This window comes from Neptuniibacter marinus, assembly GCF_001597725.1.
Classification (GTDB): Bacteria; Pseudomonadota; Gammaproteobacteria; order Pseudomonadales; family Balneatricaceae; genus Neptuniibacter; species Neptuniibacter marinus.
Genome location: NZ_LUTR01000014.1, coordinates 21791 through 48145, shown reverse-complemented (window position 1 = coordinate 48145; position 26355 = coordinate 21791). Strand labels below are relative to the sequence as shown.

General features: G+C 43.5%; 22 protein-coding genes. 5 read left to right on the top strand and 17 right to left on the bottom strand.

Annotated features, from left to right (window positions below):
• Nucleotides 1-5: 5 nt before the first annotated feature.
• The gene (locus A3774_RS10640) at nt 6-1064 is read right to left on the bottom strand and encodes a DUF2066 domain-containing protein (RefSeq protein WP_067867026.1); all 1059 of its coding nucleotides are present in this window, start codon (nt 1062-1064) and stop codon (nt 6-8) included.
• A gap of 195 nt (nt 1065-1259) precedes the next feature.
• On the opposite strand from A3774_RS10640, the gene purM reads away from it, so the two are divergent.
• Genes purM through A3774_RS10625 form a run of 3 tightly spaced genes read left to right on the top strand, consistent with a single transcriptional unit; the run spans nt 1260 to nt 3706 of the window.
• Nucleotides 1260-2318 carry a phosphoribosylformylglycinamidine cyclo-ligase gene (gene purM, locus A3774_RS10635; protein WP_067867024.1) on the top strand — a complete coding sequence of 353 codons (1059 nt, stop codon included), beginning with the start codon at nt 1260-1262 and terminating at the stop codon, nt 2316-2318.
• An 8-nt stretch (nt 2319-2326) separates the two neighbouring features.
• The gene (purN, locus tag A3774_RS10630; RefSeq protein WP_067867022.1) at nt 2327-2977 is read left to right on the top strand and encodes a phosphoribosylglycinamide formyltransferase; all 651 of its coding nucleotides are present in this window, start codon (nt 2327-2329) and stop codon (nt 2975-2977) included.
• Between the two features lie 12 nt (nt 2978-2989).
• Entirely contained in the window at nt 2990-3706 is a 717-nt protein-coding gene (locus A3774_RS10625) for a DUF3108 domain-containing protein (protein WP_067867020.1), read from the top strand.
• On the opposite strand, the gene A3774_RS10620 is transcribed toward A3774_RS10625, so the two are convergent.
• The 12 genes from A3774_RS10620 to sdhC all read right to left on the bottom strand — a co-directional run bounded on the left by A3774_RS10620 (nt 3703) and on the right by sdhC (nt 18583).
• A complete protein-coding gene (locus A3774_RS10620; RefSeq protein ID WP_156473699.1) occupies nt 3703-4920 on the bottom strand; it encodes an EAL domain-containing protein in 1218 nt (405 codons plus the stop codon). The genes A3774_RS10625 and A3774_RS10620 overlap by 4 nt on opposite strands.
• A 70-nt stretch (nt 4921-4990) precedes the next feature.
• The gene (locus A3774_RS10615) at nt 4991-6454 is read right to left on the bottom strand and encodes a diguanylate cyclase (protein WP_067867016.1); all 1464 of its coding nucleotides are present in this window, start codon (nt 6452-6454) and stop codon (nt 4991-4993) included.
• A gap of 140 nt (nt 6455-6594) precedes the next feature.
• Nucleotides 6595-7227 carry a hypothetical protein gene (locus tag A3774_RS10610; RefSeq protein WP_156473698.1) on the bottom strand — a complete coding sequence of 211 codons (633 nt, stop codon included), beginning with the start codon at nt 7225-7227 and terminating at the stop codon, nt 6595-6597.
• 135 nt (nt 7228-7362) lie between these two features.
• A complete protein-coding gene (gene sucD, locus A3774_RS10605) occupies nt 7363-8235 on the bottom strand; it encodes a succinate--CoA ligase subunit alpha (protein ID WP_067867012.1) in 873 nt (290 codons plus the stop codon).
• Entirely contained in the window at nt 8235-9401 is a 1167-nt protein-coding gene (sucC, locus tag A3774_RS10600; protein ID WP_067867010.1) for an ADP-forming succinate--CoA ligase subunit beta, read from the bottom strand. The genes sucD and sucC overlap by 1 nt, the downstream gene beginning before the upstream one ends.
• 147 nt (nt 9402-9548) lie before the next feature.
• Complete coding sequence (lpdA, locus tag A3774_RS10595; RefSeq protein ID WP_067867008.1) at nt 9549-10985, bottom strand: dihydrolipoyl dehydrogenase; 1437 nt, start codon at nt 10983-10985, stop codon at nt 9549-9551.
• Nucleotides 10986-11026: 41 nt separating this feature from the next.
• Nucleotides 11027-12235, bottom strand: a complete 1209-nt coding sequence (gene odhB / locus A3774_RS10590) for a 2-oxoglutarate dehydrogenase complex dihydrolipoyllysine-residue succinyltransferase (RefSeq protein WP_067867006.1) — start codon at nt 12233-12235, stop codon at nt 11027-11029.
• Between the two features lie 58 nt (nt 12236-12293).
• Entirely contained in the window at nt 12294-15125 is a 2832-nt protein-coding gene (locus A3774_RS10585) for a 2-oxoglutarate dehydrogenase E1 component (RefSeq protein ID WP_067867004.1), read from the bottom strand.
• Nucleotides 15126-15371: 246 nt separating this feature from the next.
• Nucleotides 15372-16076 carry a succinate dehydrogenase iron-sulfur subunit gene (locus A3774_RS10580; RefSeq protein WP_067867002.1) on the bottom strand — a complete coding sequence of 235 codons (705 nt, stop codon included), beginning with the start codon at nt 16074-16076 and terminating at the stop codon, nt 15372-15374.
• Nucleotides 16077-16088: 12 nt separating this feature from the next.
• Nucleotides 16089-17861, bottom strand: a complete 1773-nt coding sequence (gene sdhA / locus A3774_RS10575; RefSeq protein WP_067867000.1) for a succinate dehydrogenase flavoprotein subunit — start codon at nt 17859-17861, stop codon at nt 16089-16091.
• Nucleotides 17862-17864: 3 nt separating this feature from the next.
• Nucleotides 17865-18212 (bottom strand): succinate dehydrogenase, hydrophobic membrane anchor protein, encoded by a 348-nt coding sequence (gene sdhD / locus A3774_RS10570; protein ID WP_067867088.1) that lies wholly within the window; start codon nt 18210-18212, stop codon nt 17865-17867.
• On the bottom strand, nt 18206-18583 hold the full coding sequence (sdhC, locus tag A3774_RS10565; protein WP_067866998.1) for a succinate dehydrogenase, cytochrome b556 subunit: 378 nt from the start codon (nt 18581-18583) through the stop codon (nt 18206-18208). The genes sdhD and sdhC overlap by 7 nt, the downstream gene beginning before the upstream one ends.
• A gap of 431 nt (nt 18584-19014) precedes the next feature.
• Between sdhC and gltA the strand changes: the two genes are divergently transcribed.
• Nucleotides 19015-20292: a citrate synthase gene (gltA, locus tag A3774_RS10560; RefSeq protein ID WP_067866996.1), complete on the top strand. Its 1278-nt coding sequence runs from the start codon at nt 19015-19017 to the stop codon at nt 20290-20292.
• A 412-nt stretch (nt 20293-20704) separates the two neighbouring features.
• On the opposite strand, the gene A3774_RS10555 is transcribed toward gltA, so the two are convergent.
• Nucleotides 20705-21913 (bottom strand): ammonium transporter, encoded by a 1209-nt coding sequence (locus A3774_RS10555; protein WP_067866994.1) that lies wholly within the window; start codon nt 21911-21913, stop codon nt 20705-20707.
• 246 nt (nt 21914-22159) lie between these two features.
• Nucleotides 22160-24304 (bottom strand): bifunctional 23S rRNA (guanine(2069)-N(7))-methyltransferase RlmK/23S rRNA (guanine(2445)-N(2))-methyltransferase RlmL, encoded by a 2145-nt coding sequence (gene rlmKL, locus A3774_RS10550; protein WP_082792418.1) that lies wholly within the window; start codon nt 24302-24304, stop codon nt 22160-22162.
• A gap of 309 nt (nt 24305-24613) precedes the next feature.
• Between rlmKL and rmf the strand changes: the two genes are divergently transcribed.
• A complete protein-coding gene (rmf, locus tag A3774_RS10545; RefSeq protein WP_067866990.1) occupies nt 24614-24820 on the top strand; it encodes a ribosome modulation factor in 207 nt (68 codons plus the stop codon).
• A gap of 59 nt (nt 24821-24879) precedes the next feature.
• On the opposite strand, the gene A3774_RS10540 is transcribed toward rmf, so the two are convergent.
• Nucleotides 24880-25905 carry a quinone-dependent dihydroorotate dehydrogenase gene (locus tag A3774_RS10540; RefSeq protein ID WP_197468056.1) on the bottom strand — a complete coding sequence of 342 codons (1026 nt, stop codon included), beginning with the start codon at nt 25903-25905 and terminating at the stop codon, nt 24880-24882.
• Nucleotides 25906-26058: 153 nt separating this feature from the next.
• Nucleotides 26059-26280, bottom strand: a complete 222-nt coding sequence (locus A3774_RS10535; protein ID WP_067866988.1) for a DUF2835 domain-containing protein — start codon at nt 26278-26280, stop codon at nt 26059-26061.
• Nucleotides 26281-26355 lie beyond the last annotated feature (75 nt).

The window sequence follows — 26355 nt, the reverse complement described above, 5'->3', positions numbered from 1 at the left end:
TTGTTTTAACCTTGCCAACGGTAGCTCAATATATTGAGGCCATTAAGGTCTAATTGCTGATCCATCGCTTGAATACGAGGTTCAACGCCAATTGCTTGCTGCAGCTGCTGTTCACTTCCATCTAGCTCCAATCTCAAAACAACGTCACCACTCATCACCCTCTCAGGCTTTAGTGTACGTACGATCGGAAGGGATTTTAAAAAATCAGTTATCTGCACATAATCACTTAAACTATTGATATTACTAACCTTAACAGCAACCCCTGATTGAAAATAGCTCAAATCATGGCTAACAACGGGATTAAACAACTGATCGGATATAGTATCTACCATTTGAGTCAAGACAGATTCTGCGTTACCTGAATAGGATAGTCGCTCAACCTTTCCATCCTTTAAAAAGATAGCATTCAACTGAATCATGCCCGAAGTTGATTTTTGCAACCGAGCAGCAATCACCGCATCTGGACGATAGCGTGTCGAGGAGGATTGTACTGCATCTTCAAATAACCCCCATACATCACTCACCTGTATTGCTGTCTGATCCTGTAAATCTAACAAAGGCAGTTGGATAGGTAGACCCCGAGCACGAGCAGTTGAATTTAAAAGATTAATCTCAACGCTGTCGGCAGAAACGAAGTCTTGATAACCCTGCTGATCGGAGACCAACCATACCAACAAGGTAGGACGCTGAATACCTAATGGCTTCACTCCAGTTTGGGTAATCAAATGGTCAACGGCAGCACTGTTATAATCAAGAAGCAATCTTGTAACATTTTGCCCCGCAATGATTCGACTCGTAAAACTAAACTGCTGTAAAAAAGTCGATGGCGCCTGTAATTGCTGACGAATAGCCGGGTGGGTATTTAATGACCGCTTACCTGATACTTTTACCAAGACCTGCTTTAGACCTTCAGTAATTTGTGCATCAGTCGGCGCCTGCGTTTCTGCGTTAACGGGTAGTTCGACGCTGTAAAGGTTACTCATAGTGCCTGCATAGGCAACAGGTGTAACAACAGCAAAAACAAATACAAGCAAGGTAATGCAATAAGTCCGCAAGACGTCCATTAAGCTGCCTCAAAATTTGCAAACAGGAAGATGGCGTAACTGTACCACAAGCTGATAATGCTTTTTAGATGGTTTCTTATGACATTTTGTTAATTTTGCATCAGGATATGAGTGTATTAAATGCCAAGAAACGGTAGAATACGCGCAATAATTTTCTTCCATATTTTCCCTTGCACATGAAAGGTTAACTGATCCATGTCTACCGGTTCTGATAGCAGCTCACTGAGCTATAAAGATGCGGGTGTCGATATCGACGCTGGCAATGCCCTAGTTGATCGTATTAAAGGCGTAGCAAAAAGCACCACCCGCCCAGAAGTAATGGGAGGCTTAGGTGGTTTCGGCGCATTATGTCGTATCCCTGAAGGCTATCGTAAACCTGTACTTGTTTCAGGTACTGACGGTGTCGGTACTAAACTACGTTTAGCTATGGATTTAGGTAAACACGACACTATTGGTATCGATTTAGTCGCTATGTGTGTCAACGACTTGATTGTAGCCGGCGCAGAACCTCTACTTTTCTTAGATTATTACGCGACAGGTAAACTTAACGTTGATACTGCAGCAGATGTTGTAACAGGCATAGGCAAAGGTTGCGAGCTTGCCGGAGCCGCTTTAGTCGGCGGTGAAACAGCAGAAATGCCAGGCATGTACGAAGGCGAAGATTACGACTTAGCCGGATTCTGTACAGGCGTAGTAGAAGAAGATGACATTATAGATGGTAGCCAAGTTAAAGTCGGTGACGTACTGATCGGTTTAGCCTCTTCAGGTCCCCATTCAAACGGTTACTCTTTGATTCGTAAAATCTTAGAAGTAAGCGGCACTGAATTAACTGCTGAATTAGATGGCAAACCTCTGGCTGATGCTTTAATGGCACCAACGCGGATCTATGTTAAGTCTCTGCTTAAGCTCATTAAAGAGTCACAAGTTAATGCGCTATCTCACATTACTGGCGGCGGTTTACTTGAGAATATCCCACGCGTACTTCCGGCTAACGCAAAAGCGGTAATTAATACGCAGTCTTGGACCTTGCCTCCTGTTTTCACATGGTTGCAAGAACAAGGAAATGTAGCAACAACTGAAATGTACCGCACATTTAACTGCGGCGTAGGCATGGTGATCTGTGTACCTGCTGAGAAACAAGAAGAAGCCCTTTCTATTCTGGCTGATGCCAATGAAGAGGCTTGGGTAATAGGTTCTATTGCTGAAGCAAACAATGGCGAAGAACAGGTTGAACTTGCAGGCATGGGAGTTTAATCCAGCCTATGACCAAAAGAATCGTTGTCCTGATTTCAGGTAGTGGTTCGAATCTGCAAGCTATAATGGACGCTATCGATACAGGCCAGATCAATGGCCGTATCGAAGCTGTTCTTAGCAATAAAGCCGAGGCTTTTGGCTTGCAGCGCGCCCAAAATGCTAATATTCCAGCAATCACGTTAAAACATACTGACTTTGAAGATCGCCTCAGCTTTGATCAAGCGATGATTAAAGAGATAGATCAGTATCAACCTGACCTTATTGTACTTGCTGGTTTCATGCGGATTCTAACACCGGACTTTGTTCGTCATTATCAAGGACGGATGCTTAATATCCACCCATCCTTACTCCCTAAGTATAAAGGCTTACATACACATAAGCGTGCGATTGAAGCGGGTGACAAAGAACACGGCTGCACTGTACATTTTGTAACTGAAGAGCTTGATGGGGGACCCCTTGCTGTTCAGGGTAAAGTCAGTGTCACTATGGATGATAATGAAGAGAGCTTACAGCAAAAAGTACATGCTATTGAGCATGTAATATATCCACTTGCCGTTGAGTTATACTGTGCTAATAAGTTAATCTGGACTCAAAGCGGGATACTTATGGATGGTAATACCCTGCCATCGCAAGGCTATCAAGTGGCTCCATTAGATTAAGAGGATATAATTATGTTTAGAATTTCATTGAGGACGCCACTTATACTTTTAGCCTCTCTTTTCTTCTTAACTACCCCTCTTCATGCTGACGTATCTGTATTTAAACCTTTTACAGCATCTTATGAATTAGATTGGGATGGGCCTATCTCAGTGAGTGGAGACACAATTCGCCAACTAAAAAAGTCATCCGATGATAGTTGGACGTTCGAATCTAAAGCCAACTCGATGTTTGCCAGCATATTCGAAAAAAGCCACTTTCAATGGAATAACAAAGCCCTCTCCCCTATTCATTACACATTTAAGCGCAGCGTTTTTGGTAAAAAACGTAACGCAGAAATCAGCTTTGACTGGGAAAATAATCGTGTTACCAATGAAGTAGACGATAAACCTTGGCAGATGGATGTGACCCCCGGCGTACAAGATAAAATAAGTTATCAAATGCTACTCCAGCAGGAGCTAGCTAAAGGGGAAACCAGTTTTACCTATCAAGTTGCCGATGGCGGTATTTTAAAAGAGTATAAATTCCAAGTAGATGGCCAAGAGGTAATTGAAGCCCCTATAGGCATCTATAAAACGATTAGAGTAAAGCGGGTTCGTGAAGCAAACAGCCCAAGGCAAACCTACATCTGGTTTGCCCCAGAACTCAACTATCAAATAATTAAGCTCAAACAAATAGAGAAAAAAGATAAAGCTTATACTCTATTACTGAAAGAGCTAAACTCTAATTAATCTATTTCAGGAATCCAGCCTGCAGGCATTGCACTAAACCGGCTAAACAGATCTGATTCCCGCTGCTCATCTCTCAAATCGGCCAATAGAATTCTGGAATTATCTAGAAATAAAACAGCCGTTTGAGCTCTAAGACCCGTATGGATATCTTGATAAGGTTCAGAAAAAACCAAACGACTTTGTGTATCAGTAGAGCCTAATAGCTCAAAAAAGTATGGCCGCCAACTCCAATTATATCCGTTATGGCTATTATCCTTGATCCAACCTTTATCACTATTTTCATAGTTGGGTGAGATCTGATTCCCTAACCGGTCACAAAGATAAAAACGTAACAGGTGGTCTGCAGCAACAAAATGCTCTAAACCCCCATCATCATTTGCAGCCCTTAGCACCTCGCGAAGAGATAATAGCTCCGCTTTTATTTTATCCGCTCGCCAATGACTACGTGAGGTTGCCTCTATAGCACGATCACGGTAGTGGCTTAATAAGTTGCTTACCTTTACGACTGTACTATCTGGCGCTTCCATTTTCTCAGTGGCAGCTGAAAACAAAAAACCTTGAACGTAAACCGCATTACAACTCAATGCTAAGTAATACTCATCTTCCGTTTCCACGCCTTCACACAGTACTTTACTACCAAGTTTAGACGCTAATTCACCCAACATCTGTATCATGGATGACCTACGATTATCTTCAGCACCGCTCTTTATAAGCGTCATATCAAGCTTAATAATATCGGGTTTTAACAACGCTATTCGATCAAGTTGAGAGAAACCGGTACCAAAATCATCTATAGCAACTCTAAACCCTTGTTCACGATAGCGATCCACTAAACGCTCAATCACATCAAGGTCACCATCAAGCTCTGTAATTTCTATAACAACTTTTGAGCTATCCGCCGCAAGCGACTTAATCATCTCAAGGGTTGGTAGATTATCTAAAGACTCTAAATACTGCAGCCATTCGGGAGAGATGTTTATGCTTAAAAACGTATCATCCGGAAGATTTTCAAGCTGCTTTAACGCTTTTAGGCGAACATCCCTATCCAACATAATACGCTCTTTAACGTCAATCGTATGATCCGAAAACAGACCACCTGCTGAAACAACGTTACCCGCAGCATCCTCCATGCGCGCTAGAGCTTCATAACCGGCTATACGCCCTGTAGCCGTTTCAATAATAGGCTGAAAATAAGGAAAAACTGTAACGCTCATATATAAAACTCTACTCTTACTTAACTCTAAACCAATTTGGAACACTTAATCCCAAATCAATAATTGAAATTCACGAAGATACTGAACTAACTTTGCGTTTATTTTTTTTAGATTCATACATACGTTGATCAGCAAGCAATAGAAGATCGTAACTATCTTTAGAATCTGCAGGATAAGTTGATACACCCACACTACAATCCAAAAAGATCTCTTCTCCCTCCCAATCAAAAGGTCTTTGAAAAACATCGCCTATCGCCTTACGACAACTTTCAAAAGCCTCATCATCTTTTACATCTATCATTAAAACTACAAATTCATCCCCACCATAACGAGCAACAAAATCTGATTTCCTAACAGCATTTTTTAATCGATTAGAAAATTTCTTCAAAAGCATATCACCAACCCCATGCCCAAACAGGTCATTTACTGGCTTAAACTTATCAAGATCAATAAAGAAAACCCCTAACTTACCTTCATATCGCTCAGCTCTAGCCACCTCGAGTTCCAATCTATCTAACAAGCCTCGTCTATTACCAATCCCCGTAAGAAGATCATGGCTGGCAAGATAAGATAAATGTTCCTGGACCTTCATATGGTGGCTAATATCATTGATCGTCGTTATCAAAAACTTCTTTCCATTTAAGACAAAGCTACGTTTTAATAATTCAATTTTTATAGCCTCACCGGTTGCAGTAATAGCAAAGGTTTCATCATTCTCGACTCGAAAAAGCTGACTCTCGGTCAGCGTCAAAAAGCCCTTTTTTGAATAACCAAACTTTTCCAAGCTCATAGCATTGGCAAACTGAACTTCACCTTTTTCATTAAAGACAATCAAACAAGCTGCAGCACTATTGACTAAATGCATGAAGCTTTGCATTAACATTTCTGTCTCTTCCGAACGTTTGTTATAGAGCCTAACAATGATCGCAAAATTCAATAACGCTAACACAAAAGCAAATGCCTGAACCCAGCGCAGGCTCGTTGTCTTCTCTGCCGCCATCTGCTCAATACGAAAAGTTAAGGCATTCATAAGACCCAGCATTTTTAAATTACTGTTTTTACTGATCTCTAATGCGCTATTAAAAGCGACTTGATCTTCAGGATTCTCAAGCAGCTTTTCTATATGTAAACCTAACTTATCAATCAACCCACGGGTTTCAGATACAAACTGCAGAGCAATAGGGTCTGACAAACCTGGAAATTTTTTACTATCACCTAAACCGCCAACAGAATCGCCACCCTCTTCAAAAACAACCAATGTAGAGAGGAATAATTTATAGACATACTCCAACTCTTTTTTATAGGTAACTGAACTCATCTGATCATCGGACATCAAAAGTAAAACTTTCGTCATTCGCTGCGACAACATTCTCTGTCTGCCAGCTATATTTATGGCCAATGCATCATCTTCAACTTGCTGAGTAATGAAGAAATTTATGCCCAAAGCAGTGCAATCAAGCACCAAAAAGAAGCATATAACAATAGTTATAACGCCTTTCCCTTTATAGGGGTTGCTCAAAGCTCCATGCGCCATAAGACCGGTCCTTTTGATATCACTATTTTTTTCAAAACAGCTCGATTACGAATTAAAGCAATAAACAGACCAAAGAAATAAAACTCTCTGTATCAGACTATAAATAATCTTCCTCCTTAGACATATGAAAATACAGACAGTTAAAACTTAGTGTAGGAGTCTAACTCTTTCTCGACTGGAATTTGCCACTTAGATAATAGCTCTCGTGCACTAACAAATTTCTTTTCTGCATCAATTCTTAAATGTTGCAGTGATCCAGTCATTCCAGCCCGAACCCTAAGCATTTGATATTTAAACAAAGGAATTAATTTCCGCTCTAAACGAACAGAGCAAACTTTATTCTGCTGCATCACAACAGCTGGATCTGAACTCTCAAAAAGCTCAGCCTCTAACTGAACCAACTGCTGAGTATGTGCACATAACTCTCGCTGCTCTAACGCAGCTATAGCCGTGAACACATAAGGTCCTGAAATAGGCGTAAAAGAAGCGATAGCCGTTTCAACACGTCTTTCTGTACGACGCTCAGCCTCAAGCAACTCGTTTTTTCGATAGTTAAGAAACCCTTTTTGGATCTTATCAATCGAGCCCTGTAATGTTTTATTTTCTTTTGTTAAATCATAGTTCTCTTGACTAAATTGCTGCATAGACGCTAGATCACCAAGCTTTTTGTACTCTGACAATTCAGCTTTAAGCATATAGCAATAAAAGCCAACCCCCGCAGCAACAAGAACAGCCGCCGCAGCTACACCACCTAATACAATAGTTTTATTCATAAGCATCAATCAACAATCGTCTAATTACGGTTAACATCACAATAGTTGCTGAATTATCCAGTCGTCAAACTAAACAGCAATAAGCTAAAACAAAAAAAGGCAGCCGAAGCTGCCTTTTTCTTGACAGGAGGTAGCTTACCAGCCTGTAAGTTCTTTCAAAGCATCACCGATTTGAGCCAAAGAACGTACAGTCTTAACACCTGCATCCTCTAGGGCTGCAAATTTCTCATCAGCAGTACCTTTACCGCCAGAGATAATTGCACCGGCATGACCCATACGCTTACCTGCAGGTGCAGTAACACCAGCAATGTAAGATACAACAGGCTTAGTTACATTTGCTTTGATATAAGCAGCCGCTTCTTCTTCAGCTGTACCACCGATTTCACCGATCATAACAATCGCTTCAGTCTGTGGATCATTCTGGAACATTTCCAAAATATCAATGAAGTTAGAACCTGGAATTGGGTCACCACCAATACCTACACAGGTAGACTGACCAAAGCCAGCATCTGTAGTCTGCTTCACAGCTTCGTAAGTCAACGTACCTGAACGAGAAACGATACCAACTTTACCCGGTAAGTGAATGTGACCTGGCATAATACCAATTTTACATTCGCCTGGCGTAATAACACCTGGGCAGTTAGGGCCGATTAGGCGCACGCCTAGCTCGTCACATTTAACTTTACACTGAAGCATATCCATAACAGGAATATGTTCAGTGATACAAACGATCAGCTTAATTCCACTATTCGCTGCTTCAAGGATAGAATCCTTACAAAAAGGAGCAGGAACATAGATAACAGACGCTTCGGCACCTGTTTCAGCAACAGCTTCAGCAACCGTGTTAAATACAGGTAGACCTAGGTGAGTAGAACCACCTTTACCTGGTGTAACACCGCCAACCATTTTAGTGCCATAGGCAATTGCTTGTTCAGAGTGGAAGGTACCCTGACCACCAGTGAAACCCTGACAGATTACTTTGGTGTCTTTATTAATCAAAACGGACATTATTTACCCTCCGCTGCGTTTACTGCCTGCTGTGCTGCGTCAGTCAAGCTAGTAGCTGCGATGATATCAAGACCAGATTCAGCTAATAATTTAGAACCTAGTTCAGCATTGTTACCTTCCAGACGTACTACAACCGGTACGTTTACCCCAACTTCTTTAACAGCACCAATAATACCTTCAGCAATTAGGTCGCAACGCACGATACCACCAAAGATATTAACTAATACTGTTTTAACTTTGTCATCAGCAAGGATCAATTTGAACGCTTCAGTAACACGTTCTTTAGTCGCACCGCCGCCAACATCAAGGAAGTTAGCTGGGAAGCCTCCGTGCAACGCAACGATATCCATCGTACCCATTGCTAGGCCTGCACCGTTAACCATGCAGCCAATAGTGCCATCTAGAGCAACATAGTTCAGATCCCACTCAGCAGCATGTGCTTCACGCTCATCTTCTTGAGATGGATCATGCATCGCCTGAAGATCTTTATGACGGTATACAGCATTACCATCAATCGCTACTTTAGCGTCTAGGCAGTGCAGGTTACCTGCATCAGTAATAACAAGAGGGTTGATCTCAAGTAATGCAAGATCTTTCTCTTCGAACATTTTTGCTAGACCAAGAAAAATATGAACGAACTGCTTAATCTGGTCACCTTGTAGACCTAATTTAAACGCTAGTTCACGACCCTGATATGGCTGAGCACCCGTTAAAGGATCAATTTCAGCTTTCAGGATTTTCTCAGGAGTTTCTTCAGCAACCTTCTCAATTTCAACGCCACCTTCAGTAGATGCCATGAAAATAATACGACGAGAAGAACGGTCAACTACTGCGCCAAGATAAAGCTCATTAGCGATATCAGTACAGTCTTCAACCAAAATTTTTGCTACCGGCTGACCATTAGCATCAGTCTGATAAGTAACAAGGTTTTTACCAAGCCAGTTAGCTGCAAATTCAGATGCTTCAGCAGGAGAATCAACCAGCTTTACGCCGCCAGCCTTACCGCGGCCACCTGCGTGAACCTGCGTTTTAACAACCCACTTATCACCGCCAATTTTCTCAGCCGCTGCCGCAGCAGCTTCCGGAGTATCTACCGCGATTCCTTTAGAAACCGGCAGACCATATTCGGCAAACAGCTGTTTGCCCTGGTACTCATGAAGATTCATGCTCTAATCCGTTGTGTTGTCACTATATGATTTTTCTGTATCGAAAGTCTAAATACGCTTTCGTAACAGCCCTGTTGGGTTCAACAACAAGTATTGCTAAACAGCTAGCTGCGCCGTTGCAGCTAGCCGAGTCAAAACACTAAATTATTAGCGTTTTTTGCGGTTCGCCATATGAATGGCGTGACCATCAACCGCTAAGGCTGCTTCATGAATGGCTTCACTCACTGTTGGGTGAGCAAAGACAGTCAATTGCAGATCTTCTGCACTAGAGCAGAATTCCATAGCAATTGCCGCTTGGCCGATCAATTCGGACGCAATAGCGCCAACCATATGAACGCCCAAAATACGATCAGTCTCTTCACATGCAATAATTTTAACAAAACCTTCAGTTTCGTTAGCAGCCATTGCACGGCCAGAGGCAGCAAATGGGAATTTACCCACTTTCACTTTTACGCCTTCAGCTTTAAGTTCCTGCTCTGTTTTACCTACCCACGCCAATTCAGGGTGCGTGTAAATAATATTAGGAATAACATCATAATTAAGCTGGGCATGATGACCTGCAATAATATCTGCAACCATGATGCCCTCTTCTGATGCTTTATGCGCCAACATTGGACCACGCACAGAGTCACCAATAGCGTAAACACCTGGAACACCCGTTTCACACTGCTCGTTCACAAAGATGAAACCACGCTCATCTAAGTTCACGCCAGAGTCATCAGCTAATAGACCTTGAGTCTGAGGCTTACGGCCAACAGCAACAATCAGCTTATCAACGACAATCTCTTTATCACCTTCGGCATCAGCGAACTTAACTTTCACTTCTTTACCGTCAATGATCTCAGTACCTGTACAACGGGCACCTAGCTTAATATCTAGCTTCTGTTTCTTAAAAAGTTTAGCCGCTTCTTTAGCAACGTCTTTATCTGTCAGAGCCAGAAAATCATCCATTGCTTCAAGTACGGTAACTTCAGTACCTAAACGCGCCCAAACAGAACCCATTTCAAGACCGATAACACCGGCACCAATAACACCTAAACGTTTAGGTGTTTCATCGATATTTAGTGCGCCTTCGTTATCAAGAATCAAACCTTCTGTTAAAGGAGCAGGAGGAATCTCAACAGGAACAGAACCTGTTGCCAAAATCACATTGTCAGCGGCATAAGTACTAGTAGAGCCATCCGCAGCCGTTACTTCAACCTGCTTATTGCCCTGTAGCTTACCCATCCCCTGAAGAACAGTAACACCGTTCGCTTTAAACAGACCGGCAATACCACCCGTTAGGTTTTTAACGATGGAGTCCTTACGCGCAACCATTTTTTTAACATCCATGGTTACATCGCTAGTCATAATCCCATGCACATCAGCGTGCTGGGCATTATGAAACTGGTGCGTAGACTCTAGTAAAGCTTTTGAAGGGATACAACCAACGTTCAGGCATGTTCCGCCTAAAACTGCGGCACCTTTTTCATCTATCCACTTTTCAACACAAGCAGTTTTTAAACCAAGCTGAGCTGCACGAATAGCAGCTACGTAACCGCCAGGACCTGCACCAATAACAATAACGTCAAATTTATCAGACATGTTTTACCCTATCTTCACTCTATACTTGTTAAGGACTGACTTTAGACTTCCAGGAGCATACGTGCAGGATCTTCCAGGAGATCTTTAATAGTCACTAGGAATTGTACAGCTTCCTTACCATCAATCATACGGTGATCATATGACAGAGCTAGATACATCATTGGTAAGATTTCAACCTGGCCATTCACCGCCATAGGACGCTCTTGAATTTTATGCATACCCAAGATCGCAGTCTGTGGTGGGTTCAGGATAGGTGTAGACATCAAGGATCCAAACACGCCACCATTGGTAATAGTGAATGTACCACCTTGCATATCATCCATTCCCAATTTACCGTCTCTGCCACGCTTACCAAAATCGGCAATCGTGCTTTCTACATCAGCTAAGCTCATAGCATCAGTATCACGAAGAACAGGAACCATAAGACCACGTTCAGTTGATACGGCAACACCAATATCCTGATATCCGTGGTAAACCATATCGTTCCCATCGATTGACGCGTTTACAGCTGGGAATTTTTTAAGCGCTTCGGTTGCTGCTTTCACAAAGAAAGACATAAAACCTAAACGTGTTCCATTATGAGTTTTCTCAAACAGATCTTTATACTGTTTACGAAGTTCCATAACAGGCTTCATATTAACTTCGTTATACGTCGTCAACATCGCTGCATTTTGCTGAGCTTCAACAAGACGTTTAGCGATTGTCGCACGTAGACGCGTCATAGGAACTCGCTTCTCTACACGCTCACCTACAGCGACATTCACGCTTGGTGCTGCTGGAGCTGCGGCCGCTGGAGCAGGCGCGGCAGCTGCTGGGGCTGGTGCAGGAACACCATTTTTCATAAAGTTTTGAACATCTTCTTTAGTGATACCACCGTTTTTCCCAGTACCTGGGATAGCAGAAGCATCTAAGCCGTTCTCTTCAATCAACTTACGCGCTGCAGGCCCTACTTTATCTGCATCACCCGTAGATTCAGCTACTGCTTCAGTAGCAGGAGCTGCGCTACCCGCAGCACCCGCCGTGAAATGAGCGATTACTTCATCACTTAAAACTGTCTCACCTTCACCTTTTAGGATGTCAGCGATTACACCATCTTCAGGTGCTACAACTTCTAAAACAACTTTATCAGTTTCGATATCTACAATCAGATCATCAGCAGAGCACGCTTCACCAGGTTGTTTGTGCCAAGTTGCAATTGTGCCGTCTGCTACTGATTCAGGGAACGTCGGCGCTTTGATTTCGATGGACATATTTTTTCCTTTATCGTTATCACCGTCAGGCGATTAAAAATTATGGTTAATCGCCTGATCAACCGTTAATAGCTTCATTTACTAATGCTTCTTGCTGCTCAGCATGGACAGATAGATATCCAACTGCTGGTGCCGCAGACGCTGGACGAGCAACGCCTTCCAGGTGCAATTTACTATCATGAATATTAAGAACGTGGCGCATATGATGCTGCATTGAGTACCATGCACCTTGGTTCATTGGCTCTTCCTGACACCAAACAGCAGTCTCAAGGTTTGTAAAAGGAGCCATCGCTTCTTTCAACGCATCTTCAGGGAATGGATATAGCTGCTCGATACGAACAATTGCCACATCGTCTTTTTCCAGTTCCGCACGACGGTTATAAAGATCGTAATAAACCTTACCTCCACAAAGAACCAAACGCTTAACTTTCTTTGGATCAAGCGAATCTGTTTCACTGATAACCGGTAAGAAACTACCTTCGGAAAGTTCTTCAAGTGTAGATGTAGCCTGTTTATGCCTAAGCAAACTTTTCGGAGACATAATAATTAGTGGCTTACGTAGAGGGCGTATCACCTGACGACGTAGCAGATGGAAAATTTGTGCCGGTGTCGTTGGCGTACAAACCTGAATATTGTGCTCAGCACAAAGCTGCAGATAACGTTCTAAACGTGCGGATGAATGCTCAGGCCCTTGACCTTCAAAGCCATGGGGCAGAAGCATTGTCAAACCACACAAACGCTGCCACTTATGCTCACCTGATGTAATAAACTGATCAATTACAACTTGTGCGCCATTGGCAAAATCACCAAACTGAGCTTCCCAAATGACTAACGCATTCGGCATAGTCGTTGAATAACCATATTCAAACGCAAGCACCGCTTCCTCAGACAAGAAAGAATCATGCAAGGTTAATGAAGGCTGCTCTTCAGAAAGGTTTTGCAAAGGCAGGAAGGTATCTGCCGTTTTCTGGTCATGTAGTACAGCATGTCGATGTGAGAATGTACCACGCCCAACATCTTGACCAGTAAGACGAACAGGGTGACCTTCAGCCAAGATCGTTGCATAAGCCAAAGATTCAGCCATACCCCAGTTCAGCTCCATAGCGCCATGCGCCATGCGCTTGCGGTCATCTATGATTTTCTGGACTTGGCGCTGAACCACAAAGCCTTCAGGAATTACGCAAATCTTATCGCCCAGCTCCTGCAGTAACTTATAATCCACCTTAGTTTCACAGTCAAAAGACCACGCATGTCCAAGATAAGGCTTCCAGTCTACAAACAACTCAGTATTAGGCTCATGAATAAGAGACTTAACTGTATGCTCACCGTTTTCTAGCAGCTTACGATACTCTTTTTCCAATGCTTTACTTTCTTCAGATGTAACAACACCTTCAGAAATAAGTTTTTGAGCATAAAGTTCACGTGTCGTCGCTTGTTTCTTAATCTGTGCATACATCAACGGCTGAGTACCAGATGGCTCATCCGCTTCGTTATGACCACGACGACGGTAGCAGAAAAGATCGATAACCACGTCTTTCTTAAATTCGTTACGGTAATCAACCGCTAACTGAGTTACAAAACGAACCGCTTCAGGATCATCACCATTAACATGGAAAATAGGTGCCTGAATCATCTTCGCTACATCAGTAGAATATTCAGTAGAACGAGAATCTTCTTGCTTCGATGTTGTAAAACCAACTTGGTTATTGACAACAATGTGAATTGTACCACCCGTTTTATAAGCACGGGTCTGAGACATTTGGAATGTCTCCATAACAACACCTTGACCACAGAATGCTTGGTCACCATGGATGTTTACGGGCACAACAGTGTTACCTATAAGGTCTTCGCGGCGATCTTGACGTGCACGTACAGACCCTTCGACAACAGGCGCAGAGATCTCAAGATGGGATGGGTTAAAGGCCATCGCAATGTGCACCTCCCCTCCACCCGTCTCAACATTTGAGGAAAAACCTTGGTGGTACTTTACATCACCTGATGTATCTAAGGTTTTCTTGCCTTCAAATTCGTCAAAAAGTTCAGAGGGGCTCTTACCAAAAATGTTCACCAAGGTATTAAGACGGCCACGGTGAGCCATCCCAATAACAACCTCTTTCGCGCCTTGCTTACCTGCACGTTGTATCAACGTATTTAAGGCAACGATCATTGATTCACCACCTTCAAGACCGAAGCGTTTAGCCCCGGCATAGCGTGAACCTAAATACTTTTCTAGACCTTCAGCCGCTGTTAAGCGCTCTAGAATCATCTTTTTCTTTTCGATCGGCGCTTCTGGATGGGAACGCACAGGTTCTATCCGAGACTGCAACCAACGTTTTTCCTGAGTATCAACAATATGCATATACTCAGCACCTACTGTTGAACAGTAAGTTTTCTTTAGATCCGCAACAATATCTTTAAGGGGCGCCTCTTCTGGTCCGAAGAACAGAGATCCCAGCTGGAAAGTTGTGTCGTAATCTGCTTCTGAAAGCTCATGAAAGCGCAGATCCAAATCGGGCACATCTTCACGTTGCATCATCCCTAACGGATCGATGTTCGCAATCTGATGTCCTCGTACACGGTATGCGTTAATCATTCGCAACACACGGACCTGCTTTTTCTCGTGTTCAGAACTCACTGAACTCGCAGAAACCGGTGCTGCTCGCTTCTGGTTTTTTGATAAGTAAAGAAAATGTTCCCTAATAGCCGAATGGGGTACATCCTGCGTTAGGTTATCGCCTACCTTAGGTAAACGATCAAACTCTTCTCTCCACTCCTGAGGAACCCCATTAGGGTCCATTAGGTATGTTTCATACAGTTCTTCAACGTAGGAAAGATTGCCACCATATAGATGTGCATTCTTCCACATGAGATCCATGATGCTTTCTTGCATTCTTGATCACCCTGGCTCTGGAGGCTCTGTCGATTCTGTCGGGATCATCCGACGAGATATCGCCCCTCTTTGAGTTACCTTCATTCACCCGATCAAACAGTAACTACTGTCTCGGGAGTACTATAGTAAAGCTTTTATGCTCAACCTTTAATAATTCTTTATGCGAATATAGTAATTTTTTTACAAAAATATTATTTTTTTGTCTGAACAAAAAAAACGGTGCCCAATGGCACCGTTTTCTTAGACTTAAGTCGCCTGAGAGAGCAACATATTCCGGATTTTTCCGATTGCCTTAGTTGGGTTAAGCCCTTTAGGACAAACCGCAACACAGTTCATGATACCGTGGCAGCGGAATACGCTGAACGGATCATCCAAATCAGCCAAACGTTCACGGGTCGCAGTATCTCGGCTATCAGCCAAGAAGCGGTATGCCTGAAGCAAACCCGATGGACCAATGAATTTATCTGGATTCCACCAAAAAGATGGGCAAGCAGTAGAACAGCAGGCACAAAGAATACATTCATACAAACCATCCAGCTCAGCACGATCTTCGGGCGACTGTAAGCGCTCGATTGCTGGCGGTGGTGTATCGTTGATCAAGAAAGGCTTGATCTTCTCATATGCTTTGTAGAACTGACCCATATCAACAACCAAATCACGAATAACCGGAAGACCTGGAAGTGGGCGCAATACCAACTTGTCATCTTTAACAACAGCAGACAACGGCGTGATACATGCAAGGCCATTAACGCCATTCATGTTCATACCATCAGAACCACACACACCTTCACGGCATGAGCGACGATAAGCCATTGATGGATCTTTATCTTTCAACAACTGCAAAAGATCAAGAACCATGATGTCCTTACCACCAGGAATATCGATATGGATATCCTGCATGTAAGGAGCATCATCTGTCTCAGGATTGTAGCGATATACACTAACCAACATGATAGAAGCTCCTTAGTAAGTACGAATTTTAGGTGGGAATGGTTCCATTGTCTTAGGCGCAAAGTTTACTGCACGCTTACGAACCTCTTTCTCACCCGGGAAATAAACCGAGTGACACAGCCAGTTCTCATCATCACGTTCAGTATAATCGTTACGCGCATGCGCGCCACGAGATTCTTTACGGATCTCTGCAGCAATAGCTGTAGCTTCAGCAACTTCAAATAGGTTTTCCAATTCAAGTGCTTCAATACGCGCCGTATTAAATGCCTGACTCTTATCTTCAAGATGCAAGTTATTGATCTTCTCTCGAATTCCTTCAAGCAGCTTCAGACCTTTCTGCATACTTTCGCCATCACGGAATACACCGAAGTATAGCTGCATCGTGCTCTGTAGTTCTTTACGAACATCAGCAACACTCTCACCACCTGTTGAATTGTTCAGGCGATTCAAACGAGCCATAGCTTCTTCGATATTTTCTTCAGTAGCATTCTTAACTTCATAGCCATCGCGCATCTGTTGTTCGATCTGCATACCAGCAGCACGACCAAAGACAACCAGATCAAGTAGAGAGTTACCACCTAGGCGGTTTGCACCATGCACAGATACACATGCAACTTCACCACAAGCATAAAGACCGTCAACAATATGGTCATTACCCTCAGCATCCGGCGCAATTGCTTGACCACCGATATTGGTAGCTACACCACCCATCTGGTAGTGACAAGTTGGCACAACCGGAATTGGCTTAACAACAGGATCTGTCGCCGCAAACGTTTTGGACAACTCACAGATACCAGGAAGACGAGAATGAAGAACCTCTTCACCCAAGTGATCCATTTTAAGGTAAACGTGATCACCATCTTCACCACAACCACGACCTTCTAGAATTTCTAGAATCATGGAGCGTGCAACAACATCACGACCTGCTAAATCTTTAGCATTTGGTGCATAACGCTCCATAAATCGCTCGCCGTCTTTGTTGATCAGGTACCCACCTTCACCACGACAACCTTCAGTTACTAGCACACCTGCGCCCGCAATACCGGTTGGATGGAACTGCCACATCTCCATGTCTTGGGCAGGAACACCTGCACGCAGAGACATACCCATACCGTCACCAGTATTGATAAGAGCGTTAGTAGTAGAAGAATAGATACGGCCTGCACCACCGGTCGCTAGAACGGTAGCTTTAGCCTTAATATAAACAGTTTCACCTGTTTCAATACAGATAGCGATACAACCAACAACCGCACCGTCATCATTTTTAACAAGATCAACCGCATACCATTCGTTTAAAAAGGTAGTACCTGCTTTCATATTGCCCTGATAAAGCGCATGAAGCAGTGCATGACCTGTACGGTCTGCTGCAGCACATGTACGAGCAGCCTGACCACCTTCACCAAAATTTTTGGATTGACCACCGAATGGACGCTGATAAATACGACCTGTTTCAGTACGAGAAAAAGGCAGACCCATATGGTCTAACTCAAATACCGCCTGAGGGCCAACAGAACACATATATTCGATCGCGTCTTGGTCACCGATATAATCAGAACCTTTAACGGTATCGTACATGTGCCAACGCCAATCATCATTTGGATCATTACTTGCGATAGCACAAGTAATACCACCCTGTGCAGACACAGTGTGAGAACGCGTTGGGAATACTTTTGTTACACAAGCAGTGTTCAAGCCACTCTGTGCAAGCTGAAGTGCGGCACGCATGCCTGCACCACCGCCACCGACAACAATTGCGTCGAAAGTAAGCGTACGTAGTTTAGACATAGTTTAAATACCCCACAAAATCTGGATGCCCCACGCAACGTATACAAACGTCAGCAGGCCAGTAACAGACTGAAACACAAAACGCATACCGGTCGGTTTAATATAATCAGTAGACACTGACCACATACCAATCCAAACATGTGCGGCAAAGGACAACAGTGTTAGCAGGGTAAAGATACGCATCGCTGTACACTGAAAAAGCTCCGTCCACATGTCGTAAGTCAATTCAGCGCCAAACGCCAGATAACCAATCATAAATACGGTGTAGCACGCTAGGATTACAGCAGTTACACGCTGTACCATCCAATCATAAAGGCCGCTACGACCAAAGCTAGTAATACTAGTTACCATATCCATACTCCCGAAATGAGGACTGCTGCTGCAGCTAGACCTAAGGTCACTTTTGCTGCCAATAAACCACTGTCTAATTCTTCACAGTAGCCAAAGTCCATTACCAGGTGTTTTATGCCCGCGAAGAAGTGATACAGCAGAGCTGATACACTTCCCCACGCAATAAGCTTCGCAATGAAGCCATTTTCAAACATATCAACTGCTTCATTGAAGCCAGCTTCAGATTCCAAGGATAACCCTAATGCATAGATCGCAAACACGGCACCAAAAAATAGCGCCACACCTGTTGCACGATGCAGAATAGAAGTAATCGCCGGAAGCGGCTGTTTGATTGTTCGAAGATCTAAGTTTACAGGTCTTTTCTTATTCACGGCTCTTGTTCACACTTTGCGGCCCCTTTGCAGGGCTCGGTTGCTCGGAAGTGTTGAAGATAAGTACCTCGCTCCACAAGCTTAAACCTACATATCAACTCCACTAGAAGTACAATGTAGAGACAAACTTCGGGGCGAGAGTATAAGCATTTCACCTCGATATTACAATGCAAACACGGCAACCTTCGCCTTTTGTCTAGCAAAAACAGGCATATAAAAAGTCGTACAACCAAATGATAATTCAGTCACAACCCGTTTCCTGTTAAAAACGCTTACAATTTGCTGCATTGCGATAATTATCCCGCTTGATCGGATTGACAAACTTTTTTCACACTCTATATTGTGGGGGTCCAATTTATCGGGCCAAGACTCTTAGATCTGGTTAGCAGTAAATCAGAATAGAACTAAAACATAATGATAGGAGCCTTTTAATGGCTGATAAGAAAGCACATTTGACGGTCGATGGCATGGAAGGAACTATTGAATTGCCAGTTTACTCCGGCACTTTAGGTCCTGATGTAATTGATGTCCGTCCACTGACCGGTAAAGGCTTGTTTACCTACGATCCTGGTTTTGTATCTACCGCAGCGTGCGACTCCAGCATTACATTTATTGATGGCGGCAAAGGCGTGCTTCTGCACGGCGGCTACCCAATTGATGAATTAGCAGAAAAATCTGACTACATGGAAGTGTGCTTCCTGCTTCTTAATGGTGAACTACCAACACCTGAGCAAAAAGAGACTTTTGTTAAAACGGTCAAGAGCCATACTATGGTTCACGAACAACTTAACCATTTCTATAATGGTTTCCGCCGCGACGCCCACCCAATGGCGATCATGTGCGGTGTTGTAGGCGCGTTATCATCGTTTTATCACGATTCTCTTGATATCGATAATCAGCACCATCGCGAAGTTTGTGCATACCGCCTAATCGCAAAAATGCCAACCATCGCAGCTATGTGTTTCAAATATTCGAATGGCCAGCCGTTTATGTACCCACGTAACGACTTGAGCTATGCAGGCAACTTCCTGCAAATGATGTTTGGCACACCTTGCGAAGAGTACCAAGTAAATCCTGTCCTTGAAAAAGCAATGGATCGCATCTTCGTACTTCATGCAGACCATGAGCAAAATGCCTCTACGTCTACTGTTCGCCTTGCTGGCTCATCCGGTGCTAACCCATTTGCATGTATCGCATCAGGCATCGCAGCACTTTGGGGGCCTGCTCACGGCGGTGCCAACGAAGCCGTACTAACAATGCTTGAAGAAATTGGTGATGAATCTAACATCGAAGAATTTGTTGCTAAAGCGAAAGATCCGAACGATCCGTTCCGCCTAATGGGCTTCGGCCACCGTGTTTACCGTAACTTCGACCCTCGCGCCAAAGTTATGAAGAAAGCATGTGACGAAGTACTTGCAGAACTCGGTATCGAAAACGATCCGTTACTACGCATCGCCAAACGCTTAGAGCAGATCGCCCTAGAAGATGAATACTTTGTAGAACGTAAACTCTATCCAAACGTAGACTTCTATTCTGGCATCATTTTAAAAGCGATTGGCATCCCAACCAACATGTTCACTGTTATCTTCGCATTGTCTCGTACAATCGGCTGGATCTCCCACTGGAGCGAGTTCCACAGCAGCCCGAACAAAATTGGTCGCCCACGCCAATTATATACCGGCCCCGTGCAGCGCAAATACCCAGGCTAAACCCTAACGCGCACAGCCACTTAACAAAAGCCGCATATATGCGGCTTTTTTGTATCTACACTATCTACACAGAACCAACGCACTCTCCTACCCCAACACATAGACCCGAACGCACAAAAGAGCTCACCCCGTAGCAACAAACCCACCAGCACCTTCACCAAGCCACCCTTCTCTGCTTTCTAGCCGAACAATATGGACAGCCAAGCTGTCGATAGAAAACCCAGTACAACCCTGACAAAAGACGCGATACATGATTTAGTATCACAACATCACCCAAGACACAGATAAGCAAAGAGACAAGCATCATGATGACACAAAAAAACCGAGCCTAGGCTCGGTTTTTTATTCAACACAGTACGTGCCACTCTAAATTAGACCAATTAACCACATCTCAGCGAACGACACACACAACTCAAGCATCAGACGTAGATTCAATCTTATGAATACTCAAATCTGCACCGTTATACTCTTCCTCTTGCGTCAGCCGAAGTCCTAACAGCAACTTAATAGCACCATAAACAACAACACCACCAACAACAGCAACCAAAATACCCGCCCCAGTACCAATCACTTGAGAGGTCAAACTCACACCACCTAGCCCTCCCAGCGACTCAGACCCCAAAATACCGACAGCGATACCACCCCAAGCACCACAAACGCCATGAAGCGGCCATACACCCAGCACATCATCAATCTTCCACTTATTCTGCTGAATGGTAAATAAACCCACAAAAATAACCCCTGCAATCGCCCCTACAACCAAAGAACCCATAGGATGCAGAACATCAGACCCAGCACAAACGGCAACTAAGCCTGCCAAGGGGCCGTTATGAATAAAACCAGGGTCATTCCGACCAAAAATCAGAGCCGTAATGATGCCACCCACCATAGCCATCAAGGTATTTACAGCAACCAGTCCTGAAATACCATCCATTGTCTGGGCCGACATCACATTAAAACCAAACCAACCAATACATAAAATCCAAGAACCCAAGGCCAAAAAGGGGATATTCGATGGAGGAAAGGCCACTAAACGCCCGCCTTTGTAACGCCCATTACGTATACCCAACATCACGACAGCAACAAGCGCTAACCAGCCACCCATACCATGCACGACCACAGACCCAGCAAAATCATGGAAAGCAGCACCAAAACTAGCCTCTAGCCAATCCTGAAAACCAAAATTACCGTTCCAAATAACCCCTTCAAAAAACGGATAGACAAACGCAACAATCAACGAAGATGCCAACAAGAAAGGCCAAAATTTAGCGCGCTCTGCAATACCACCAGAGACGATTGCAGGAATAGCCGCAGCAAAAGTCATCAAAAAGAAGAACTTAACCAGCTCATAACCGTTATTTGTTGCCAGCTCAGATGCAGGAGAGAAAAAGGTAACACCGTAAGCAACCCAATAGCCGATAAAGAAATAGGCCATCGCCGAGAAAGCAAAGTCAGTCAAAATTTTAACCAGCGCATTCACTTGGTTTTTATGACGAACCGTTCCTACCTCTAAAAAGGCAAAACCCGCATGCATGGCAAACACCATGATCGCGCCCATTAAGATAAATAAAGTATTCGAACTTTGGACTAGCGTCTCTACAGCGCTATTGACGTTTTCCACTGACAGTCTCCTGTTTTTTATCCGGCAAATGCACCGCACCTGTGCGCTATAAGTTAGCTAGCACCAATACAATGCAAGATCAGCATTTTTTTTATACTTTTAATTGAATAGAATTTATGACCAAATAAGCTAAAACCCCTATTTCACAGGGCTTCCAACTCATTAGTCGCCAATTAATCAACGCTTTTATGCACCATTTAAAAGCATTAAGTATGCCAAACAGGATCAATCGCACTAAAAAACAGCTTACAGCTTATGAGTAATTCTAAAGCAGCTATGTATACGCTGATTTCGTTTAAAATCCGGATCTAAAGTACTGTAAGTTATATCTTCAACAACATAATCACTTAACGCATCGTGATCTATTTTGAAGCGTCTATAATTATTGGAAAAGTACAATACACCCTCTTTACGCAATAACCGCATTGCAGCATCAACCATATCCACATGATCTCGCTGCACATCAAGCACCCCCTCCATACGCTTTGAATTCGAAAAGGTAGGCGGGTCCATAAAAATAAGATCATAAGCAGGCTGCCGCTGCATGCGCAGCCATTTAAGGCAATCACCCTGCACCTGTTGATGCGCGTCCTGATCAAAGCCGTTAAGGTCAAGATTGCGCTTTGCCCAATTTAGATAGGTCGCAGACATATCAATACTGGTCGTCGTTTTTGCGCCCCCTTTTGCAGCATGCACTGATGCAGTGCCGGTATAACAAAACAGATTTAAAACGTCTTTACCCGCTGATTCTTGCTGAATACGATAGCGGATGGGGCGGTGATCGAGAAACAGTCCCGTATCAAGGTAATCATGTAGGTTGACTAATAAGCGACAACCGTACTCATTCACCTCTTTAAAACGATGAGTCTCTGACTGTTTTTCATATTGATTTGAACCTTGCTGCTTTTTACGCTGCTTTAAAATCACTTTATTAGCAGGGATATCTAAGGCAACAGGGATCGCAGCCATCACTTCCTGTAATCGTGAGAAGGTTTTAACTGGATCAATTTTTTTCGGTGCAACATATTCCTGAACATGCACTTCATCACCATAAATATCGATCGCCACCGAATATTCCGGCATATCCGCATCATAGAGCCGGTAGCACTCTATCTGCTCTTTCTTAACCCATTTAGCTAACTGTTTTCTGTTTTTTAATAAACGATTTGCAAACATTTGAGCACCACCACTCAACGGCACCACTTCCTCCTCTTCGCGCTCCCTTTGCTCTGGTCGATGCTCGGAGATTGGGTAAACAAACAGGCGACTTTCTAACGCACCATTAAACAACTTATATTGTTTATCTGCACGCATCCCCATCACCTTACACAGGTCAGGATTAGACGTGAAAATAGCGGCAGTCCAACCAGCAAACTGCTCTTTTAACTTGTCACCCAAGTGACGATAGAGAAACATTAACTGCTGGGTTTCACCTAAGCGCTCCCCGTAAGGCGGATTAGTAACTAACAACCCTACCCCCTGAGGCAACTGTTCGCGTTCAAGGTCTTCCACTCGACAGGCCGCAAAATCGATAAATCCAGCAACTCCAGCTCGTTCCGCATTTTGTCGGGCGGACCTTAATACAGATTTATCTTCATCGCGGCCCACTAAGCTGATCTCTAATTGAGATAAACCCTTAGCTTTTCGCCCATTCGCTTCCGCAACCAGTTCATCCCATATCCCTTTTTGATGACCCGTCCAGCGGGAAAAGCCATAACGCTTCCGCTGCAAGCCCGGCGCAATATCAGCAGCCATCATTGCCGCTTCAATCAGTAACGTCCCTGAACCACACATGGGGTCCAGTAAGAGATCAAAGTCAGCGATACGCGTAGGCCAACCACTTCGAAGTAAAACAGCCGCCGCTAAGTTCTCCTTCATCGGCGCTTGTCCCGCCTGTAATCTATAGGCACGACGATGCAAACTATCACCTGAAAGATCAATTGCCACCGTCACTTTGCCACGATGCATACGCACGTTAATACGCAAGTCCGGAGCAACCTTATCGACACTAGGGCGCGCGCCCGTCAAATCACGTATCTGATCCACAATAGCGTCTTTAACCTTTAGCGCACCAAAATGGGTATTATTAATTGCGCGAGTCTGCCCCGTAAAATCGATCAACAAAGTGCCTTCACTACGCATATGATCCAACCAACTCACTTGCTGGACGGCACCATAAAGATCTTCTGTCGTTTCAGCATCCCCTTGATAAACAGGCATCAATACACGGTTAGCTAAACGCGACCAAAGACAGATGCGGTAAGCATCTTCAAGATCACCATGACACTGCACACCCGCCACTGTTTGCTTGGTATCCTCAACACCGAGCTGGTGTAACTCCTCCTCAAGCAGCAACTCAAGGCCTTTAGGGCATGTCAAAAACAGTTTCATAGCAATCATTTACTCTGTAAGTATTTCATTCAACTTGCGATTGCAATGAAAAAAAATCATTACCAATCACAAATGCTTATTCATTAACTAACTTGATGAATGCACTCATTTTTTTGCATCCACGTAATAAGTTGTACTATCAAGTCTATACGCTCGATAAACATATTCAATCGCGTTCTTGCGTTTTTTCCGTTATCAATAGAGGTCTACTATGTAATTTCAAATAACTACTAGGTAGATTTTAAGCGGATACCATGTCTCAAGGAACCGCTGCTCTCACAACTAAAACATCAAGAGAGGCTCAACTACATGAAGAGACAAAAACGTGATCGTAGTAACACACTTTTCAACCGAGGCTTTCAAGCCGGCATAAATGGAAAATCCCGGGATCTCTGCCCGGTCAACACATCAGACCTTAGAAGTCACTGGATGAGTGGTTGGCGACAGGGACGAGAAGCTCACTGGAGCGGCATGGATGGAGTATCAGCAATACAAGCCGACCCAGCATTTCATTAAACTTATTTAAAAAGGCTCCCTACTAGGGAGCCTCATAATGGAGGGTTATATCTAATAATTTATGCAGATATCTGCTCTATTGCACGAACCGATTCAGTTACTAACTTAGGTCCACGGTAGATAAACCCACTGTATATTTGAACTAGGCTTGCACCCGCTTCTATCTTTTCTGCCGCATCAAACCCTTCAGTAATTCCACCGACACCTATAATAGGTAGCGCTCCATCTAACTCTTTCGCGAGAGTCCGAATCACTTTAGTCGATTTATTACGCAAAGGCGCACCAGAAAGGCCACCAACTTCATCCGCGTATGACAACCCTTCAACACCGTCACGGGATAAGGTCGTATTCGTTGCTATAACCCCATCAATTTCATAAGACTTTAGGGATGCCGCAACTAAAACTAGCTCCTCATCAGTCATATCCGGTGCAATTTTAACGGCGATAGGCACATAACGATCATGAAACTTCGCTAGTTTTGCCTGTTCAGATTTAAGTGCATCTAACAAACTATTTAATGCCTCACCGTATTGTAGTGTCCGTAACCCTGGAGTATTCGGCGAAGAAACATTAACGGTTATATAACTTGCTCGATTATAAACTTTACGTAAGCAATAAAGATAATCGTCATTAGCATCTTCATTAGGCGTATCTTTATTTTTACCTATATTAATGCCCAGTACGCCTTTATAACGACTTTTATCTAGATTAGATAACAATCTATCTACACCGTCATTATTAAAGCCCATACGATTAATAATTGCGCCTTGCTCAGGTAAACGAAAAATTCGAGGCTTGGGATTTCCATCCTGAGGACGAGGCGTTACGGTACCGACCTCAACAAAACCAAAACCCATCGCTGCCATACCATCAACGGCAATGCCGTTTTTATCTAATCCAGCAGCCAACCCTACACGGTTAGGAAAATTAATACCCATAACCTGAACCGGATCAGATAATTTTTCAGCACCCAGTAACTTATTCACACCTAATGCAGACGCTAGATTCATTGAATGCAAGGCTAGGTTGTGTGAAAGTTCGGGATCAAGCTGAAACATTAAAGATCGAGTCAGTGAATACAACATACAGATACCAAATAACAAAATTTGCACGATTATAGGCGAGGCGTAATCAGAATAACATAGGGCAAAGCTGATCAAATTGATAAGTTAGGCTTTTTCATAATAAAAACATAAAGTTATAAAACAATAGTTTCATTAGAAGAATAAGACCTATCTTTACTTAATTTTATCTATCCCTTTATATTTGCCCTGATCATCAAAGGTGATACGAAAACGGCCCTTCACACCATCTTTCAATAGAAAAGGTTTTAAAATTTTGGCGGGAAACTGTACGCTCCGTCCATCAAGTGCGTGCGCAAAAACGTTTTGCGCAACACCTTGATACATCAAAATATATTTATCAGCAGAGATATGTAAGTCAACAAGTATAGATTTCATAACTACTTAACAAAAGCTATAAAACAAAGAGCGCAACAATAAAACATAACTTATAGTCCTGTCATCATTGGCTCA

Coding starts and splice junctions, on each gene's coding strand:
- A3774_RS10640 (WP_067867026.1), bottom strand. CDS start 1,064: ATGGACGTCTTGCGGACTTATTGCATTACCTTGCTTGTATTTGTTTTT.
- purM (WP_067867024.1), top strand. CDS start 1,260: ATGTCTACCGGTTCTGATAGCAGCTCACTGAGCTATAAAGATGCGGGT.
- purN (WP_067867022.1), top strand. CDS start 2,327: ATGACCAAAAGAATCGTTGTCCTGATTTCAGGTAGTGGTTCGAATCTG.
- A3774_RS10625 (WP_067867020.1), top strand. CDS start 2,990: ATGTTTAGAATTTCATTGAGGACGCCACTTATACTTTTAGCCTCTCTT.
- A3774_RS10620 (WP_156473699.1), bottom strand. CDS start 4,920: ATGAGCGTTACAGTTTTTCCTTATTTTCAGCCTATTATTGAAACGGCT.
- A3774_RS10615 (WP_067867016.1), bottom strand. CDS start 6,454: ATGGCGCATGGAGCTTTGAGCAACCCCTATAAAGGGAAAGGCGTTATA.
- A3774_RS10610 (WP_156473698.1), bottom strand. CDS start 7,227: ATGAATAAAACTATTGTATTAGGTGGTGTAGCTGCGGCGGCTGTTCTT.
- sucD (WP_067867012.1), bottom strand. CDS start 8,235: ATGTCCGTTTTGATTAATAAAGACACCAAAGTAATCTGTCAGGGTTTC.
- sucC (WP_067867010.1), bottom strand. CDS start 9,401: ATGAATCTTCATGAGTACCAGGGCAAACAGCTGTTTGCCGAATATGGT.
- lpdA (WP_067867008.1), bottom strand. CDS start 10,985: ATGTCTGATAAATTTGACGTTATTGTTATTGGTGCAGGTCCTGGCGGT.
- odhB (WP_067867006.1), bottom strand. CDS start 12,235: ATGTCCATCGAAATCAAAGCGCCGACGTTCCCTGAATCAGTAGCAGAC.
- A3774_RS10585 (WP_067867004.1), bottom strand. CDS start 15,125: ATGCAAGAAAGCATCATGGATCTCATGTGGAAGAATGCACATCTATAT.
- A3774_RS10580 (WP_067867002.1), bottom strand. CDS start 16,076: ATGTTGGTTAGTGTATATCGCTACAATCCTGAGACAGATGATGCTCCT.
- sdhA (WP_067867000.1), bottom strand. CDS start 17,861: ATGTCTAAACTACGTACGCTTACTTTCGACGCAATTGTTGTCGGTGGC.
- sdhD (WP_067867088.1), bottom strand. CDS start 18,212: ATGGTAACTAGTATTACTAGCTTTGGTCGTAGCGGCCTTTATGATTGG.
- gltA (WP_067866996.1), top strand. CDS start 19,015: ATGGCTGATAAGAAAGCACATTTGACGGTCGATGGCATGGAAGGAACT.
- rlmKL (WP_082792418.1), bottom strand. CDS start 24,304: ATGAAACTGTTTTTGACATGCCCTAAAGGCCTTGAGTTGCTGCTTGAG.
- rmf (WP_067866990.1), top strand. CDS start 24,614: ATGAAGAGACAAAAACGTGATCGTAGTAACACACTTTTCAACCGAGGC.
- A3774_RS10540 (WP_197468056.1), bottom strand. CDS start 25,905: ATGTTGTATTCACTGACTCGATCTTTAATGTTTCAGCTTGATCCCGAA.
- A3774_RS10535 (WP_067866988.1), bottom strand. CDS start 26,280: ATGAAATCTATACTTGTTGACTTACATATCTCTGCTGATAAATATATT.